The organism is Nonomuraea sp. NPDC003201, from assembly GCF_053590415.1.
Genome location: NZ_JBSFTC010000002.1, coordinates 158048 through 173936, shown reverse-complemented (window position 1 = coordinate 173936; position 15889 = coordinate 158048). Strand labels below are relative to the sequence as shown.

Genomic DNA, 15889 nt, shown 5'->3' with positions numbered 1-15889 from the left:
GCCGGCGCCCCAGGCGGGCTCCGGCCGCGCGGGCAGGTCCGCGACCATGGGCAGGCTCGCGCCCGGCGTCAGCCGCCTGCGCACGGTACGGGCCATCACCCGGCCGCCCACGCTCCTGACCAGGCGCGATTTCTGGAGGTTCGCGGGCAGGAGGTTCTCGGTGAGCAGGGCCGAGGCCATGCGGTTGATGAAGTGGAAGGCCAGGGCCGTGCCGACGTGCTCAGGCCCGAGCCCAGCCGCATCGCGCCGCGACGTGGCCCAGGCCAGCAGCGCGGCGTGCTCGGGGTCGTCGGGCGTGCCGCCGGCGGCGATGGTCTCCGCCAGCCGGTGGTCGCCGGTCGCGTGCAGCAGTGTCGTGTGCGCGGCCACGCAGAACGGGCACCGGTTCGCCATCGACACGCCCAGCGCCACGACCTCCTTCCCGGTCCTGGACGCGGTCCCGGCCAGCAGCGACTCGCGCAGCGCGGCCCAGGTCGCGGCGAGCACGTCCGGCGCGGGCGACAGCGTCAGGAAGACCGCCATGCGCGCCATGCCGAAGTCGTCCGCGAGTTGCGCGTAGACCTGGGCCACCCGGCCGGTCGCCGCCTGGGGCTGCACCGGCGTGACATAACGGAACCGTGTCTCCATAGCCGGACATCGTGGTACTTCTCATGCCTCGGGGGCGTCGTGCCGTGGTTGACTCATGCACCTACCGCCCAGGAAGCACCTTCGTGCGGAGTACTGCGCCGGGAGTAGTCCGGAATTACATCCAGGCGGCGAGGATTGTGCCCTGGTCAACGCTCTAATGTGCAGAGATGACCTTTCTGCGCGGATGGCACCCGCTCGCCGTGGACAGCGCGCTCGCCGCCGTCGTGGCCGTCATGCTGGCCGCCACCGTGCTGGTCACGCCGCAGGCGGGCGCCCTGGACCTGGCCGCCGTCCTGGTCGGCTCGCTCTCCCTCGTCGCGTGGCGCCGCGCGCCCCTGGTGCCGCTGGTCGTCGGCACGGTCAGCATGCTCGTCTTCTCCGTGCACGTCCAGCCGGGCCCGCCCGCCGCCTTCCCCGTGCTGATGGCGGTCTTCGCCGCGGTATGGGCCGGACACCGACTGCTGCCCGCGCTGGCGAGCGTGGTGTTCCTGGGCGTCAGCCTGGCGACCAACCTGGCCACCGCGACCGGGCAGAGCCCCAAGGACATCGTCCAGGGAACGACGTTGCTGCTCGGCTGGTTCCTGGCGTCGGGGGTGACGGCGACGGTCATCCGGCACCGGCAGGCGTACCTGGAGCAGGTCGAGCAGCGGGCCGCTGAGGCCGAGCGCACCCGCGAGGAGGTCGCGCGCCGGCGCGCGGGCGAGGAGCGGCTCAGGATCGCCAGGGAGCTGCACGACTCGCTCACGCACAGCATCTCGGTCATCAAGGTGCAGGCGGGCGTGGCCGTGCACCTGGCCCGCAAGCGCGGCGAGGACGTGCCAGGGGCGCTGCTGGCCATCCAGGAGGCCAGCGGGGACGCCATGCGCGAGCTGCGCGCCACGCTGGAGGTGCTGCGCGACACCGACGCCCCGGACGGCTCCGGCGGCTCCGGCGCGCAGGACAGCCGGCTCGACCGGCTCGACGACCTGGTGGAGCGGGCCCGCTCGACCGGGCTGGCCGCCACGGTGACGATCTCGGGGGTACGGCACGAGCTGCCGCCCGAGGTCGACCGGGCCGCGTACCGGATCGTCCAGGAGGCGCTCACCAACGTCTCCAGGCACGCGGGCGGGGCGGCGGCGTCCGTACGCGTCGACTTCGGCGGCGACGAGCTGGTCGTGCAGGTGGACGACGACGGCCTGGCGAGCAGGGACGCGCCGCCCGTGCCCGGCGTGGGCCTGCTCGGCATGCGCGAGCGGGTCACGGCGCTCGGCGGCCGGCTGCGGGCCGAGCCCCGCCCGGAGGGCGGCTTCACCGTACGCGCAGAGCTTCCACTGGGGGAACCGACGTGATCCGCGTACTGCTCGTGGACGACCAGGCACTCATCCGCGGCGGCTTCCGCGCCCTGCTGGAGGCCGAGGACGACCTCGAGGTCGTGGCCGAGGCCGCCAACGGCGAGCAGGCCCTCGCCCTCGCCCTCGAACACCTGCCCGACGTGGCGCTCGTCGACGTCCAGATGCCGGTGATGGACGGCATCGAGGCGACCCGGCGCATCGCGGCCGACGAGCGGCTGAGCGAGGTCCACGTCGTGATCCTCACCAACTACGGCCTCGACGAGTACGTCTTCAACGCGCTCAGAGCGGGCGCGAGCGGGTTCCTGGTCAAGGACACCGAGCCCGCCGACCTGCTGCAGGGCGTCAGGGTCGCGGCCCGCGGCGACGCGCTGCTGTCCCCCGCCATCACCCGCCGCCTCATCGGCGAGTACGTGGCCCGCCGCCCCGAGCCGGACCCGCAGGGCCTGGAGGTGCTCACCAACCGCGAGCGCGAGGTGACCGCGCTGGTCGCCCGCGGCATGTCCAACGACGAGATCGCCGCGCACATGGTGATCAGCCCGACCACCGCGAAGACGCACGTCAGCAGGGCCATGACCAAGCTGCGGGCACGCGATCGGGCACAGCTCGTGGTCTTCGCGTACGAGTCGGGCCTGGTGACACCGCGTCAGAGCTGATCGCGTGATGAAATGAGGCGTGAACATCATTTCGCGCGGTTTCCGCGGACGGCACCGGCCGGACGGCGACCGGGTGCCGCCGGGGCAGTACCTCGTCGACGACTTCCCCGTGCTGTCGGCCGGGCCGACGCCGCGGGTGCCGCTGGAGCGGTGGGAGTTCGCCATCGACACCGAGGCGGAGCAGACCCACCGCTGGTCGTGGCAGGAGTTCATGGCACTGCCCAGTGAGACTCCCACGGCCGACATCCACTGCGTGACCAAGTGGACCAAGCTGGACACCACCTGGGAGGGCGTCTCGCTCGACGTGCTCTTCGAGGACGTCGAGACCGCCGCCGAATACGCGCTCATCTACTCGTACGGCGGCTACACCACGAACCTCCCGCTCGAGGACCTCCTCGACGGCAAGGCGTGGATCGTGCACCGCTTCGACGGCGAGGAGCTGGAGCCGCGGCACGGCGGCCCGGCCCGGCTGATCGTGCCGCACCTGTACTTCTGGAAGTCGGCCAAGTGGGTACGCGGCATCCGGCTGCTGAACGAGGACTGGCCCGGCTTCTGGGAGACCGCCGGCTACCACAACTACGGCGACCCGTGGCGCGAGCAGCGCTACGAGGGCGACTGAGGTGCGCCGCCTGGTCTGGCGGGCGGCCGAGCTCGCCGAGATCGTCACCGAGACCGCGACCGCGCGCACGCTGCGGTTCCGGGTGCCCGAATGGCCGGGGCACCTGGCGGGGCAGCACGTGGACGTGCGGCTGACGGCCGAGGACGGCTACACCGCGCAGCGCAGCTACTCGCTGGCCGGCCCCGCCGACGGCGACCTCGTCGATCTGACCGTGGAGACCGCGCCGGACGGCGAGGTGTCGCCGTACCTGACCGAGGTCATCGAGGTCGGCGACCAGGTCGAGCTGCGCGGCCCGGTGGGCGGCTGGTTCGTCTGGCGGCCGGAGAGCAAGGCGCCGGTCGTGCTGGTGGCCGGCGGGTCGGGGATCGTGCCGCTGATGGCGATGATCCGGGCGCGCAGGCAGGCGGGCAGCCGGGTGCCGTTCCGCCTGCTCTACTCGCTGCGCGACCCGGACCGCCGCTACTACGCCGAGGAGCTGCGCCGCCCCGACCCGGGGCTCGACATCTCCTACCTCTACACCAGGTCCGCGCCGTCCGGCGTGTCCCGCCCGGCGGGGCGGATCATGCTGGACGACCTGGCCGAGGGCGGCTGGCCCGCGACCTTCGAGCCCGACTGCTACGTGTGCGGGCCGACGGGCTTCGTGGAGGCGGCGGCCGACCTGCTGCTCGCGCTGGGGCACGCGCCCGAGCGCATCCGTACCGAACGTTTCGGATAGGGGGAACTGACATGACCGCAGAACACCTCGACGGCAACGCGCTGGCGGGCCCGCTCGGAGAGATCTTCGCCGTGGACGTCACCGCCGCCACCGGCCGCTGCGCGAGCTGCGGCCTCGCGGGCCCGGTCGCCTCGCTCCGCGTGTACGGCCCCGACCCCGGGCTGGTGGCCCGGTGTCCCGGCTGCGAGGAGGTGATCCTCCGGCTGGTACGCGGCCCGGGCACGGCCTGGCTCGACCTGCGCGGCACGGTTTCACTGCGCGTTAACCTGCCCGACTGACGACGTTGGGGACAGATCGTTCCTCATGAAGGTGCCCGACTGAGTACACTCGGGCAGGTTCAACCGGCCGAGATCTGTACGGCGAGGCTCTTGGCCATGGGCGGCGGCCCGCGGCCCCGTCCCTCTGGAGTCACGTGAGCAGCGGGCTAGTCGACGCGCCCCCGTCCGAACCGAGCGCGCCACCCCGGCGGCGCCGCCGCTGGCTGCGCTGGACGATCGCGGTCACCGTGACCGTGGTCCTCCTGGTCGCGGGCGTGGCCGTCGGCGTCTACGCGAAGCTGACCGGCAACGTCAAGCACATCGACGTCACCGCCGACGACCTCGGCGCCACCCGGCCGCCCAAGGTCGCGGGCACCGCCATGAACGTCCTGGTCGTCGGATCGGACCAGCGCGACGGCAAGAACGCCAAGTACGGGCACCACATCGCGGGCGAGCGCACCGACACGATCATGCTCGTGCACGTGTCGTCCAAGCGCGACAACGCGATGGTCGTCAGCTTCCCGCGCGACTCGCTCGTCCAGCTCCCCGCCTGCCGCGCCACCGGGGCCCTGCCCGGCCAGCGGCCGCACCTGGGCATGATCAACGAGTCGTTCAACTCCGGGGGCATCGCCTGCACCTGGAAGACGATCGAGACGCTCACCCACATCCGCATCGACCACTTCGTGAAGGTCGACTTCACCGGCTTCAAGAGCATGGTCAACGCCATCGGCGGCGTCGAGATCTGCCTTCCAGAGCCGGTGAACGACAAGAAGGCCCTGCTCCACCTGCCCGCCGGGCGGCAGACGCTCACCGGCGAGCAGGCGCTCGGCTACGTCCGCGCCCGCTACAGCATGGGCGACGGCTCGGACATCGGGCGCATCCAGCGGCAGCAGATGTTCATCGCGTCGATGGTCAAGAAGGTCATGAGCGGCGAGACGCTCACCGACCCCGCCAAACTGCTGGGCATCCTCGACGCCGGCACCAAGGCGGTGACCACCGACCGCGGCCTGAACTTCGGCGTCATGAAGGACCTCGCGACCAGCCTCCAGGGCCTGAACGCCGGCCAGATCCGCTTCATCACCACCCCCTGGCACTACTCCCTCACCCAGCCCGGCCGGGTCGAGTGGGTGCAGCCGCAGGCCGGCCACCTGTTCCAGATCGTGGCCAAGGACCAGAGCGTCCAGGGCGTCAAGGGCGGCCAGGCCAAGGTGGGCCGTACCAAGATCCAGATCGAGCTCCGCAACGGCACCTGGCGCAGCGGCCTCGGCACCCAGGTGGCCGCCGCCCTGGAGCAGCGCGGCTACCACATCACCAAGATCGGCGACTCGGCCCGCAAGCCGCAGGCCAAGACCACCCTCCTGTACGGGCCCAACGGCGAGACCCGCGTCCCCACCCTCACCAACGACCTCCAGAACTCCACGCTGCGGAAGGTGGCGGGGGCTCAGACGAACCGGCTGGTGCTGGTGATCGGCTCGGACTGGACGGGGCTGAAGCCGTTGCGCGCGGACGACACGGAGGCCATCAAGGGCTTCGACGCCACCCACGACACCTGCGCCACCTGACCCCCGGCACACCGCCGCACGAGAGCGCCGAACCCCATCGCACGGCGACGCCAGCGGCGCATCCTCGGCGCGCCACCGCACGAGAGCGCCGGGCCCCGCCGCACCCCACCCCGCCGACGCGGCGCGCCATGGACCAGCAGCGCGATACGCCACCCGATGGCGGCAGTGCGAGTGCGGTGATCGGCGCGGCGGGAACGATGCGCGGTGGGGGGCGGGTGCGCGGTGTGGTTGGCCGGGAGCGGGGGTTCGGCGGCCGGGTGTGGTGGGGGTCAGAGGGCTTCGGAGAGGCCGCCGCCGTCGATGGCGGTGAAGCCGGCGTCCTCGATCAGCGGCACCACCGCCTTCTTGGCCGCCTCGTCGTCCCCCCAGTAAGGCATGTCGGCCCGCGGCCCGCCCCGCTGCCCCGCCGTCCCCAGCGTCAGCAGTTCCTTCGAGTACTTCGTGTTGAACGTCCGCACCAGCCGGACCTCCGCCCCGAGCACGTGCTGCTGGTACTGCGGGCTGGTGAGCCCGCCGGGGACGGCGACCACCACGGACAGGCCGTCCCGTTCGGCGATCGGGTTGCTGGGGTCGACGACGATCTTGCCGGCGAGCGCGCCGTCGAGCTCCGCCGACACGGCGCGGAACGCCTCCCACCCCACCGTCAGCACGATGACCTCGCCGAACCGGGCGGCCTCGCTCGGAGTGCCGCCCTCGGCCTGCCCGCCGGTCGCCGCCGTTGCCGCCTCCACGCGGCCGGGATCGGCGTCGCTGAAGAACACCTCGTGTCCGCCCGTCGAGAGCAGGCGGCCAAGAGGCACGCCGAGTCTTCCAGAACCCACGATTGCCACACGCATGTCTTGATCACCTCGTCACCGAAAGGAACCCACCAGACCCCGCCGGTGACATTCCTCCCCAGGTCAGAGGCTTGCTACGCGATGAGCGACGAGAGAGCGGCGAGGGAGTCGACGACCTGCCGGGCATTGGGCGTGGCGGCCGGGTCGAGCAGCCACTGCAGCAGCAGCCCGTCGGTGATGGCGACCAGCACCGACACGAGCACCTCGGGCGCCACCGGCAGCTCGATGTCGAACTGGGCGACGGCCCGGCGCACCATGTCGGCGCCAGCACGGCGGCAGCGGGCGTACGACTCGGCCAGCCGTTCCCGCAGCACGCTCTCGCGCAGCGCCGCCGGGTAGCCCTCGACGAAGACCACGAGCTGCGGCCGCAGCTCCTCGAACCTGTCGACCAGCTCCGTCATGGCGCGCTCCAGCATCTCCCGCGCGCTGCCCGGCTCCGAGCTGAACATCGCCCGCTCGACCTGGGCGATCCACTGGTCGAAGAACTCGGCGAGGGCCTCGTTCAGCAGCGCGTCCTTGCCGCCGAAGTGGTAGCCGATGGAGGCCAGGTTGGTGCCTGAGGCGGCTACCAGGTCCCGGGCCGTCGTACGGGCATAGCCCTTCTCCTGCAGGCAGCTCACCGCTCCCGCCAGCAGTCTCTCCCGGTATCCACCGGCCTCTGTTCGTGCCACGTGATCCATGCTACAGATATATACAAGCGTCTATGACGGACGTACGTATACAAGGAAAGGTCGGAAATGCTTCCTCCAGGGCCGAGACTTCCCTCGGCGGTGCAGACGGCGTGGTTCATCCGGGACGCGCCCGGCATGCTCACCAGGCTTCATCGCAGGTACGGGCCGATCTTCACGGTCCGCTTCACCGGCATCCCGCCGGAGGTCTACGTGACCACCGGAGAGCTGGCCGAGCAGGTCTTCCGGACCGACCACGGCGGCGGGCGCGCGGGCGAGGCGCGGCGGGAGTTCCTCGCGCACATGGTGGGCGAGCACTCCGTCCTCACGCTCGACGGCGACCCGTGGTGGCGGCACCGCAAGCTGCTCAACCCGCCGCTGCGCGCCAAGCAGGTCGCCGGCTACCGCGACGACATCGCGGCCATAGCGGCGGAGCGGATCGCGACCTGGCCGCTGGGCAGGCCGTTCGCGCTGCGCGACCGCATGCAGGACATCACGCTGGAGATCATCATCCGGTTGATCTTCGGCATCCGGGACGCCGGGCGCGTCAGCCGGCTCCGCGCGCTGCTGCCCCACCTGATCGAGACCGGCGGGTCCCCGCTGATCCCCCTGCTCCCGGAGAAGTTCCGCAGGATCCCGTTCGGGCCCTACCCCCGGTTCGTACGGGTGAGCGCCGAGGTGGACGCGATCCTGTTCGACGAGATCCGCCGCCGCCGGGCCACGCCAGGAGGCACCGACGTGCTCGGCCGCCTGCTGGACACCGAGCTGGGCGACCATGAGATCCGCGACGAACTGATCACCATGCTCCTCGCCGGGCACGAGACCACCGCCACCGGCCTCGCCTGGGCCTTCGAACGGCTCCTGCGCATGCCCGAGATCCTCGACCGGCTCCCCGACGACGAGACCTACCTCGACGCGGTGGTCAAGGAGGTGCTGCGGGTCAGGCCGGTCGTCTACGAGGCGCCGAGAATGCTCGACGCCCCGCTACGGCTCGGCGCGTACGAGATCCCCGCCGGATGGTACGCCGGACCGTTCATCCCGCTCGTGCACCACGACCCCGCCGCCTTCCCCGAACCCGACGAGTTCCGCCCGGAGCGCTTCCTCGACGGGCCCCAGAGCAGGGCCTGGATGCCGTTCGGCGGCGGGCGGCGATTCTGCGTCGGCGCGCAGCTGGCGCTGCTGGAGATGCGCGTCATCATCCGCGAGGTACTGCACCGCCTGGAGCTCACGGCGCCCGATCAGGCACCGGAGGCCAGGCGGCTGAAGAACGTCACGCTCGCACCCGCGAACCTGACCCGCGTCACTGCGCGCGCTCGGACTCCTGCTCGGACGCCGTAGGCGGGTAGATCTCCTCGCTACGCGCATCGGCTCCCAACTCCTCGCGAAGCCGGTCATAGTCGATGTTGTGGTTGGTGTACTTCAGCTGGCGAGCGACCTTCGTCTGCTTCGCCTTGGCTCTTCCTCGGCCCATGGCTACTCCCTAGTCCCCGCTGTCATGCTATCCAACAACGTTACGACTTGAAGAATTATGCAACTGCGCTGGATTAGTCTGGGCTATATGCACGTGGAGGTCCACCAGGCCAAGGCCGACTTCTTCAGAACGCTCGGCCACCCCGCTCGCATCCGAGTGTTGGAGCTACTCCAGGAAGGGCCGCTTCCCGTCCGGGATCTGCTGGCCCAGATCGACATCGAGGCCTCGAGCCTCTCCCAGCAGCTCGCCGTCCTGCGCAGAGCAGGGATCGTGAGCGCGATTCGCGAGGGCAGCACCGTCGTCTACACGCTGGCCACACCCGAGCTGGCCGACCTGCTCGGGGCTGCCCGCAGGATTCTCACCGACATGCTCGCCGACCAGGGTGAGCTGCTCGCGGAGCTGCGAGCGGAGGTCACTTAGCCGGCGCCTGCCGCACGCGCTTGGGGTACCAGGCCGTGAAGACGGCGGGCAGAACGAATGTGAGCACCTTGATGGCGATGACCAGCGTCGTCGCGTGAGGTGAGACGGAAAGCACGAGCGTCAGGGAGGCCGCGGCGACGGTGAAGGCCACCGCCCAGACCGTGGTGATCAACGCGTTGACGCGGTAGAACCGCGGGGTCTCCCAGACCTCCTTCGGCGCCATCGTGCGCGCGATGCCGAGCGTGAAGGGCCTGCGGATGGCCAGCGAGCCCCAGGCGGTGCCCGCCAGCCAGACGTTGACCAGCGCGGGGCCGTACGGAGTGAGCGGCGAGTGCGGGGCCACCAGCGACAGCGCCGTGAGGCAGGCGAAGAACAGCGCCGCGCTGCTCTCGATCACCATCTCGTCCCAGGCCTTGCCCGCCCTGCGGTCGATGACGACGAGGCCGAGGGCGATGACGAGCCCGGTGATGGCGCCCCAGCGCCACTCGTCGCTGGTTGCGATGACCGCGTAGACGATCCAGGGCAGGAAGCCGAGCAGGCCGCGCATGGTGGGGTGTCCTTTCACATTCCTAAAGTGACATGTCGAAGCTAGAACCTCCTGCGCTGATATGTCAACATAGGAATATGAGCCTTCGACACGCCGTGCTGGGACTGCTCTCCGAGGGACCCGCGAGCGGATACGACCTGATGAAGATGTTCGACATCTCGCTGTCGAACGTGTGGCCCGCCACACAGAGCCAGCTCTACGCGGAACTGGGCAAACTGGCCGACGCGGGTCTCGTGGACGTGTCGGCCGAGGGCCCGCGCGGCCGCAAGGAGTACGCGGTCACCGAGGCGGGCCTGGCCGAGCTGCGCCACTGGATCACCAAGGTCGAGCCGACCAGGGTCCTGCGCAGCGACATGCTGCTCCGGGTGTTCTTCCTGGCCCAGGTCGCGCCCGAGCAGGCCCGCGGATACCTCCGCCACCAGGCCGAACGCGTCCGCAAGCACGTGGAGCACCTGGAGGGCCTCCGCGAGTTCCTCGAGAACCGCGAGGACAACCTCTCGGCGTACGGCCGGATCAGCCTCGAATACGGCCTGCGACTGGGCAAGGCCCAGCAGGAGTGGGCCGAATGGGCCGAAGGTCAGATCCGTTAGGCTCTGGCGCATGGTCTCCGAGCTGTTCGATCCCAAGGCGTGGCAGGCGGTCGAGGGATTCGACTTCACCGACATCACCTACCACCGGGCAGTCGACCAGGGCACGGTGCGGATCGCGTTCAACCGCCCCGAGGTGCGCAACGCGTTCCGCCCCCAGACCGTGGACGAGCTCTACCGCGCGCTCGACCACGCCAGGCAGACCACCGACGTCGGCTGCGTGCTGCTCACCGGCAACGGCCCCTCGCCCAAGGACGGCGGGTGGGCCTTCTGCTCCGGCGGCGACCAGCGCATCCGGGGCAAGGACGGCTACCAGTACGCCGACGGCTCGGCGGCCACCGGCCGGCTGCACATCCTGGAGGTGCAGCGGCTCATCCGGTTCATGCCCAAGATCGTGATCTGCGTGGTGCCCGGCTGGGCCGCGGGCGGCGGCCACAGCCTGCACGTCGTGGCGGATCTCACACTGGCCAGCGCCGAGCACGCCCGCTTCAAGCAGACCGACGCCGACGTGGCCAGCTTCGACGGCGGCTTCGGCTCGGCCTATCTCGCTCGGCAGGTCGGGCAGAAGTTCGCCCGCGAGATCTTCTTCCTCGGCGACACCTACACGGCGGCCGACGCGCACCGCATGGGCATGGTCAACGCCGTCGTCCCGCACGAGGAGCTGGAGCGCACGGCCCTGGAGTGGGGCCTCAAGATCAACGGCAAGTCGCCGACGGCGCAGCGCATGCTCAAGTTCGCCTTCAACGCGATCGACGACGGGCTCGTCGGGCAGCAGGTGTTCGCCGGTGAGGCGACGCGGCTGGCGTACATGACGGAGGAGGCCGCCGAAGGGCGCGACTCCTTCCTGCAGAAGCGCGAGCCCGACTGGTCGCCGTACCCCTGGCACTTCTGAGCCGGCACCCCGGGGCAGACTGGCGGCATGAAGATCAGGGTGCCGGCGGCGTTGACCGAATCTCACGTGAAATGGGACGGGGAGGCCGGTCGCGCCTGGTCCGCGGGGCTGCCCGCGCTGGCCGAGCGTTACCTGGAGGAGTGGGCGCTGCGGCTGGACGGGGAGCCCAGGCACGGGGTGGTGTCCCTCGTGCTGCCCGTCGTACGCGAGGACGGCACGAAGGCGGCGCTCAAGCTCCAACCCGTCAACGACGAGAACGCCACCGAGGCCCCCGGCCTGCGCACCTGGGCCGGTGACGCGTCGGTGCTGCTGCTCGACTCCGACCCCGGGACCGGCACTCTGCTGCTCGAACGGCTGGGGGCCGACCGGTCCCTGTCCGGCATGCCGGACGACATGAAGGCCCTGGGCATCCTCGCGGACCTCCTGGCCCGCCTGGTGTCCTACCCGGCGCCCGAGGGGATGCGCCGGTTAGGCGATATCGCACGGGCCATGCTGGACGACGTGGACGGGGCCGTGGCGAAGCTGCCGCGCGAGAGCGACCGCCACTGGGTGCGCTACTGCGCGGGCGCCGTCGGCGAGCTCGTCTCCGAGCCTGGCGACCGGCTGCTGCACTGGGACCTGCACTACGACAACGTGCTGGCCGCCGACCGGGAGCCGTGGCTGAGCATCGACCCCAAGCCGCTGGCGGGCGACCCGGGGTTCGACCTGCTGCCCGCCCTGCACAACCGCTGGGACGACGTGGTCGCGACCGGCGACGTGCGGCGGGCCGTGCTGCGCCGCTTCGACCTCATGGTGGACCGGCTCGGCCTCGACCCCCGGCGGGCGGCCGGGTGGACGCTCGGCCGGGTGCTGCAGAACGCCCTGTGGGACGTCAAGGACGGGGGGACCGAGCTCAACGAGATCGGCCTCGCCGTCGCCGAGGCCGTACGTCAGCGGATCTGAAGGACGATCTTGCCCTGGCCGTGGCCGGTCTCGATCTCCCGGTGCGCCTCCGCCGCGTCCTCCAGCGGGTACGTCCTGCGTACCGGGAACGTGAAGGCGCCCTCGGCGTACAGGCGGGCGTAGCGCCCGAGCCGCTCGGCGGAGCGCTGCCCCTGCACCACCCGGACGCCCAGCTCGGCCGCCTTGCCGTGCTCGACCAGCGTGACGATCCGGGCGCGGTCCTTGACCAGCTCGATCGAGACCTCCAGCGCGTGACCTCCGGCCCCGTCGAGCGCGGCGTCCACACCGTCCGGGGCGAGCGCGCGTACCCGGTCGGCGAGCCCTTCGCCGTAGACCACCGGGACGGCGCCGAGACCACGCAGGTAGTCGTGGTTGGCCTCGCGGGCCGTGCCGATCACGGTGGCCCCGCGCCGCCGGGCGATCTGCACGGCCGCCGTGCCCACGGACCCGGCCGCGCCGTGCACGAGCAGCGTCTCGCCCTCCGCGAGGCCGAGCCCGTCGATCGCCAGCTCGGCGGTCTGCACGCCCGAGGTCAGCCCGCCGGCCACCTCCCACGGCACCTCCGCCGGCTTGGGCGCCACGTCCGTCCCCGGCACCACGATGTACTCGGCATAGGCGTACAGCGCCGAGAAGCCGAGCACCTCGTCCCCCGCGGACACCCCGGTCACCCCGTCGCCCACTTGGTCCACCACGCCCGCGAACTCGTTGCCCGGAATGCGTGGGAAGGGGGTAGGGCCCATGTACGGCGGCAACCACCCCGCCCGTACGGCCGTGTCGAACGGCTGCACGCCGGCCGCGCGCACCCGCACCCTGACCTGGCCGGGACCCGCCTGCGGCGCGGGCAGCTCCATCACCTTCAGGACCTCCGGGCCGCCGGGTTCGGCGAAGGCCGCGGCTCTCATCACGTCAGTCATGAGCCCAACCCTGCAACCTCAACCTAAGTGGAGGTCAAGCAGGGAAAGTCACCAGACTTTTCGGGAACTATCCGCTTTAGTCGCGCTTTATCTGTATATAGTCCGTCAGGACATCAACGGGGGATGGGCACACGGGGCGGGATGATCGAGTTCTTAGACACCGTACTGAGCTTTCCGACTGTCATTTTCACTTTCCTTCTCGTGGTGGTCATCGGCTATTGGCTGACCGTGATCACCGGGCTGTTCGAACTGGAAGATGACGCCACCTGGCTGGGCCTCGGGGGAGTTCCGGCCGGGATCGTGCTTTCGCTGTTGATTGCCCTGGCCTGGTTGCTCTGCCTGATAGGCAGCGTGGTGGCGAGTGGCGGCCTGCTGATCGCCGTCCCCTTCGCCGCACCGGTCGGGGCCTGGCTGGCCATCCGTGGCCTGCTGGGTCCGCTACGCAGGCTGTTCCCCGCCGGGGACCGGCACTCGCGTGGCGACTTCGTCGGCCAGATGTGTGTGATCCGCACCGGCGCGGCCACCCCTGACTTCGGCCAGGCCGAGGTCACGGCCGCCGACGGCTCGTCCGCGATCGTGCAGGTACGCACGACCGGCGAGGACCGCCTCGCCCGCGGCGACGACGCACTCATCTTCGAATACGACAAAGACGGCGAATTCTTCTGGGTCATGCCCTACGAAAGTGAGCACTGATGGACGTCATCTCCACCGGCTTCGGCGTATTTCTCGCCGTCATCCTGGTCATCGTGATTGGCCTGCTCGTCGTCATCGGCCGCCTTTTCCGCAAGGTGGATCAGGGCAAGGCACTGATCATCTCCAAGGTCAACAAAGTGGACGTCACGTTCACCGGCGCCGTCGTCTTACCGGTCGTCCACAAGGCCGAGACCATGGACATCTCGGTCAAGACCATCGAGATCGAGCGGACCGGCCGCGAAGGGCTCATCTGCCAGGACAACATCAGGGCCGACATCAAGATCACGTTCTTCGTCCGCGTGAACAAGACCGCCGAGGACGTCATCAAGGTCGCCCAGGCCATCGGCACCGTGCGCGCCAGTGACGAGTCGACGTTGCAGGAGCTGTTCAGCGCGAAGTTCTCCGAGGCGCTCAAGACGGCCGGCAAGCAGCTCGACTTCGTGGACCTCTACACCAAGCGCGACGAGTTCAGGGACCAGATCGTCCGGCTCATCGGCACGGACCTGAACGGTTACAGCCTCGAGGACGCCGCCATCGACTACCTAGAGCAGACCTCGCTCATGCAGCTCGACAAGAGCAACATCCTCGACGCGCAGGGCATCCGCAAGATCACCGAGCTCACGGCGATCGAGCACGTGCGCACGAACGAGTTCCAGCGCAACGAGGAGAAAGAGATCACCCGCCAGAACGTCGACGCCCGCGAGGCCATCCTGGAGCTGCAGCGCCGCCAGGCCGACGCCGAGCTCAAGCAGCGGCGGGAGATCGAGACCGTCAAGGCCCGCGAGGAGGCGGAGATCGCCCGCGTGCAGGCCGAGGAGCGGCTGCGCGCCCAGAGCGCGAACATCAAGGCCGACGAGCAGCTCGGCGTGCAGAACGAGAACCGCGCCCGTGAGATCGCGGTCGCCGAGAAGAACCGCGAGCGCGTGATCGCGATCGAGTCCGAGCGGATCGAGAAGGACCGCGTGCTGGAGGTCATCGCCCGCGAGCGGGAGACCGAGCTGTCGCGCATCGCCAAGGACAAAGAGGTCGAGACCGAGAAGCGGACCATCGCCGAGGTCATCCGCGAGCGCATCGCCGTCGACAAGACCGTGGCCGAGCAGGAGGAGAGCATCAAGCGGCTGCGCGTGGTCGAGGAGGCCGAGCGCACCCGCCAGACCGTGATCATCGCCGCCGAGGCCGAGGCCCAGGAGAACCTGGTCAAGGACATCAAGGCGGCCGAGGCCGCGGAGGCCGCGTCCAAGTTCAGGGCGCGCGAGGAGCTGGTGCTCGCCGAGGCCAGGCAGCAGGCGGCCGAGCTGGAGACCAGGGCCAAGATCCGGCTGGCCGAGGGCATCCAGGCCGAGTCGGCCGCGGCCGGGCTGGCGGAGGTGCAGGTCAAGGAGCGCGACGCCGAGGCCATCGAGAAGGTCGGCCGCGCGGAGGCGCTGGTGCTGAAGGAGCGGCTGGCCGCCGAGGCCGAGGGCGCCAAGTCCATGGCGCTGGTCGAGGGCGACCGGCTCAAGGCGCAGGCCGCGGGTGAGCAGGCGATGGCGCTGGCCGGGGCGGCCGCGGTGGGCGAGAAGCTCAAGGCCGAGGCCGAGGGTCTCACGCAGAAGGCGGCCGCGATGGCGGCGCTGGACGAGGCCAGCAGGGCGCACGAGGAGTACCGCCTGCGCCTGGAGGCCGACAAGGAGATCCGGCTCAAGCACATCGACGTGTCGCGGCAGGTGGCGGAGTCGCAGGCCAGCGTGCTGGCCGCCGGTCTCGCCAAGGCGAACATCGACATCGTCGGCGGCGACACGATGTTCTTCGACAAGGTGGTCGGGTCCATCACCGCGGGCAAGGTGGTCGACGGGTTCGTGGACCACTCGGAGGTCGCGGGCGCGCTGGTCTCGCCGTACGTGAACGGCTCGGCCAGCCTGGCGACCGACCTGGCGAACGTGATCGGCGGCGTGCGTACCGAGGACATCAAGAACCTGACCGTCTCCGCCCTCCTCATGCGGCTCATCCAGGACGGCGGCCCGCAGGCGACGGCGCTCGGCGAGCTGCTGGAGACGGCCCGCAGGCTCGGCGTGGCCGACTCCCCCGTGGCGGCGCTCGCCGGGGCCGCTCGGTGACCGAGCGAAGCGAGCGCACCAATGAACACAGCACCGCTGGTCACAGGGCCGAAGGTCCT

The 15889-nt window shown here is 70.5% G+C and carries 19 protein-coding genes; 13 read left to right on the top strand and 6 right to left on the bottom strand.

The annotated features are described in order from the left end of the window. Window positions 1-627: carboxymuconolactone decarboxylase family protein (locus ACWDX9_RS02465; protein WP_449948053.1), on the bottom strand; the 627-nt coding region annotated here is incomplete at its 3' end. A gap of 167 nt (window positions 628-794) precedes the next feature. Between ACWDX9_RS02465 and ACWDX9_RS02460 the strand changes: the two genes are divergently transcribed. The 6 genes from ACWDX9_RS02460 to ACWDX9_RS02435 all read left to right on the top strand — a co-directional run bounded on the left by ACWDX9_RS02460 (window position 795) and on the right by ACWDX9_RS02435 (window position 5764). After that, window positions 795-1955 carry a sensor histidine kinase gene (locus ACWDX9_RS02460; protein ID WP_449948051.1) on the top strand — a complete coding sequence of 387 codons (1161 nt, stop codon included), beginning with the start codon at window positions 795-797 and terminating at the stop codon, window positions 1953-1955. Next, window positions 1952-2611, top strand: a complete 660-nt coding sequence (locus ACWDX9_RS02455) for a response regulator (RefSeq protein ID WP_449948049.1) — start codon at window positions 1952-1954, stop codon at window positions 2609-2611. The genes ACWDX9_RS02460 and ACWDX9_RS02455 overlap by 4 nt, the downstream gene beginning before the upstream one ends. 19 nt (window positions 2612-2630) lie before the next feature. Further along, window positions 2631-3230 carry a sulfite oxidase-like oxidoreductase gene (locus tag ACWDX9_RS02450; protein WP_449948047.1) on the top strand — a complete coding sequence of 200 codons (600 nt, stop codon included), beginning with the start codon at window positions 2631-2633 and terminating at the stop codon, window positions 3228-3230. Window position 3231: 1 nt separating this feature from the next. Beyond that, on the top strand, window positions 3232-3945 hold the full coding sequence (locus tag ACWDX9_RS02445; protein WP_364251699.1) for a ferredoxin reductase: 714 nt from the start codon (window positions 3232-3234) through the stop codon (window positions 3943-3945). Window positions 3946-3956: 11 nt separating this feature from the next. Further along, the gene (locus tag ACWDX9_RS02440) at window positions 3957-4223 is read left to right on the top strand and encodes a DUF6510 family protein (RefSeq protein WP_185069447.1); all 267 of its coding nucleotides are present in this window, start codon (window positions 3957-3959) and stop codon (window positions 4221-4223) included. Between the two features lie 134 nt (window positions 4224-4357). After that, complete coding sequence (locus ACWDX9_RS02435) at window positions 4358-5764, top strand: LCP family protein (protein WP_449948044.1); 1407 nt, start codon at window positions 4358-4360, stop codon at window positions 5762-5764. Window positions 5765-6033: 269 nt separating this feature from the next. Here ACWDX9_RS02435 and ACWDX9_RS02430 read toward each other — a convergent pair whose 3' ends face one another. After that, on the bottom strand, window positions 6034-6600 hold the full coding sequence (locus ACWDX9_RS02430; RefSeq protein WP_449948041.1) for an NADPH-dependent F420 reductase: 567 nt from the start codon (window positions 6598-6600) through the stop codon (window positions 6034-6036). Window positions 6601-6674: 74 nt separating this feature from the next. Continuing rightward, window positions 6675-7271 (bottom strand): TetR family transcriptional regulator C-terminal domain-containing protein, encoded by a 597-nt coding sequence (locus ACWDX9_RS02425; RefSeq protein ID WP_350724003.1) that lies wholly within the window; start codon window positions 7269-7271, stop codon window positions 6675-6677. 66 nt (window positions 7272-7337) lie between these two features. Between ACWDX9_RS02425 and ACWDX9_RS02420 the strand changes: the two genes are divergently transcribed. Then, a complete protein-coding gene (locus ACWDX9_RS02420; protein WP_449948039.1) occupies window positions 7338-8606 on the top strand; it encodes a cytochrome P450 in 1269 nt (422 codons plus the stop codon). Here the strand turns inward: ACWDX9_RS02420 and ACWDX9_RS02415 are convergent. Beyond that, window positions 8569-8739 carry a DUF3073 domain-containing protein gene (locus ACWDX9_RS02415; protein ID WP_363979036.1) on the bottom strand — a complete coding sequence of 57 codons (171 nt, stop codon included), beginning with the start codon at window positions 8737-8739 and terminating at the stop codon, window positions 8569-8571. The two genes, ACWDX9_RS02420 and ACWDX9_RS02415, sit on opposite strands and share 38 nt — an antisense overlap. An 87-nt stretch (window positions 8740-8826) precedes the next feature. Between ACWDX9_RS02415 and ACWDX9_RS02410 the strand changes: the two genes are divergently transcribed. Further along, on the top strand, window positions 8827-9159 hold the full coding sequence (locus ACWDX9_RS02410) for an ArsR/SmtB family transcription factor (protein WP_090938046.1): 333 nt from the start codon (window positions 8827-8829) through the stop codon (window positions 9157-9159). On the opposite strand, the gene ACWDX9_RS02405 is transcribed toward ACWDX9_RS02410, so the two are convergent. Continuing rightward, window positions 9152-9706, bottom strand: coding sequence for a hypothetical protein (locus tag ACWDX9_RS02405; protein ID WP_449948036.1), 555 nt, complete (start codon window positions 9704-9706; stop codon window positions 9152-9154). The genes ACWDX9_RS02410 and ACWDX9_RS02405 overlap by 8 nt on opposite strands. Window positions 9707-9783: 77 nt before the next feature. Between ACWDX9_RS02405 and ACWDX9_RS02400 the strand changes: the two genes are divergently transcribed. From ACWDX9_RS02400 to ACWDX9_RS02390, 3 genes are read left to right on the top strand one after another with little or no spacing between them, the layout of a single operon-like run. Continuing rightward, on the top strand, window positions 9784-10296 hold the full coding sequence (locus ACWDX9_RS02400) for a PadR family transcriptional regulator (protein WP_449948033.1): 513 nt from the start codon (window positions 9784-9786) through the stop codon (window positions 10294-10296). Window positions 10297-10306: 10 nt separating this feature from the next. Beyond that, complete coding sequence (locus ACWDX9_RS02395; protein ID WP_449948030.1) at window positions 10307-11185, top strand: 1,4-dihydroxy-2-naphthoyl-CoA synthase; 879 nt, start codon at window positions 10307-10309, stop codon at window positions 11183-11185. Window positions 11186-11212: 27 nt separating this feature from the next. Then, a complete protein-coding gene (locus ACWDX9_RS02390) occupies window positions 11213-12127 on the top strand; it encodes an aminoglycoside phosphotransferase family protein (RefSeq protein ID WP_449948027.1) in 915 nt (304 codons plus the stop codon). Here the strand turns inward: ACWDX9_RS02390 and ACWDX9_RS02385 are convergent. Further along, entirely contained in the window at window positions 12115-13029 is a 915-nt protein-coding gene (locus ACWDX9_RS02385) for an NADP-dependent oxidoreductase (protein ID WP_449948063.1), read from the bottom strand. The genes ACWDX9_RS02390 and ACWDX9_RS02385 overlap by 13 nt on opposite strands. Window positions 13030-13182: 153 nt before the next feature. On the opposite strand from ACWDX9_RS02385, the gene ACWDX9_RS02380 reads away from it, so the two are divergent. Next, window positions 13183-13734 (top strand): hypothetical protein, encoded by a 552-nt coding sequence (locus ACWDX9_RS02380; RefSeq protein ID WP_350724016.1) that lies wholly within the window; start codon window positions 13183-13185, stop codon window positions 13732-13734. Next, window positions 13734-15830 carry a flotillin family protein gene (locus tag ACWDX9_RS02375; protein ID WP_449948025.1) on the top strand — a complete coding sequence of 699 codons (2097 nt, stop codon included), beginning with the start codon at window positions 13734-13736 and terminating at the stop codon, window positions 15828-15830. The genes ACWDX9_RS02380 and ACWDX9_RS02375 overlap by 1 nt, the downstream gene beginning before the upstream one ends. Window positions 15831-15889: the final 59 nt, after the last annotated feature.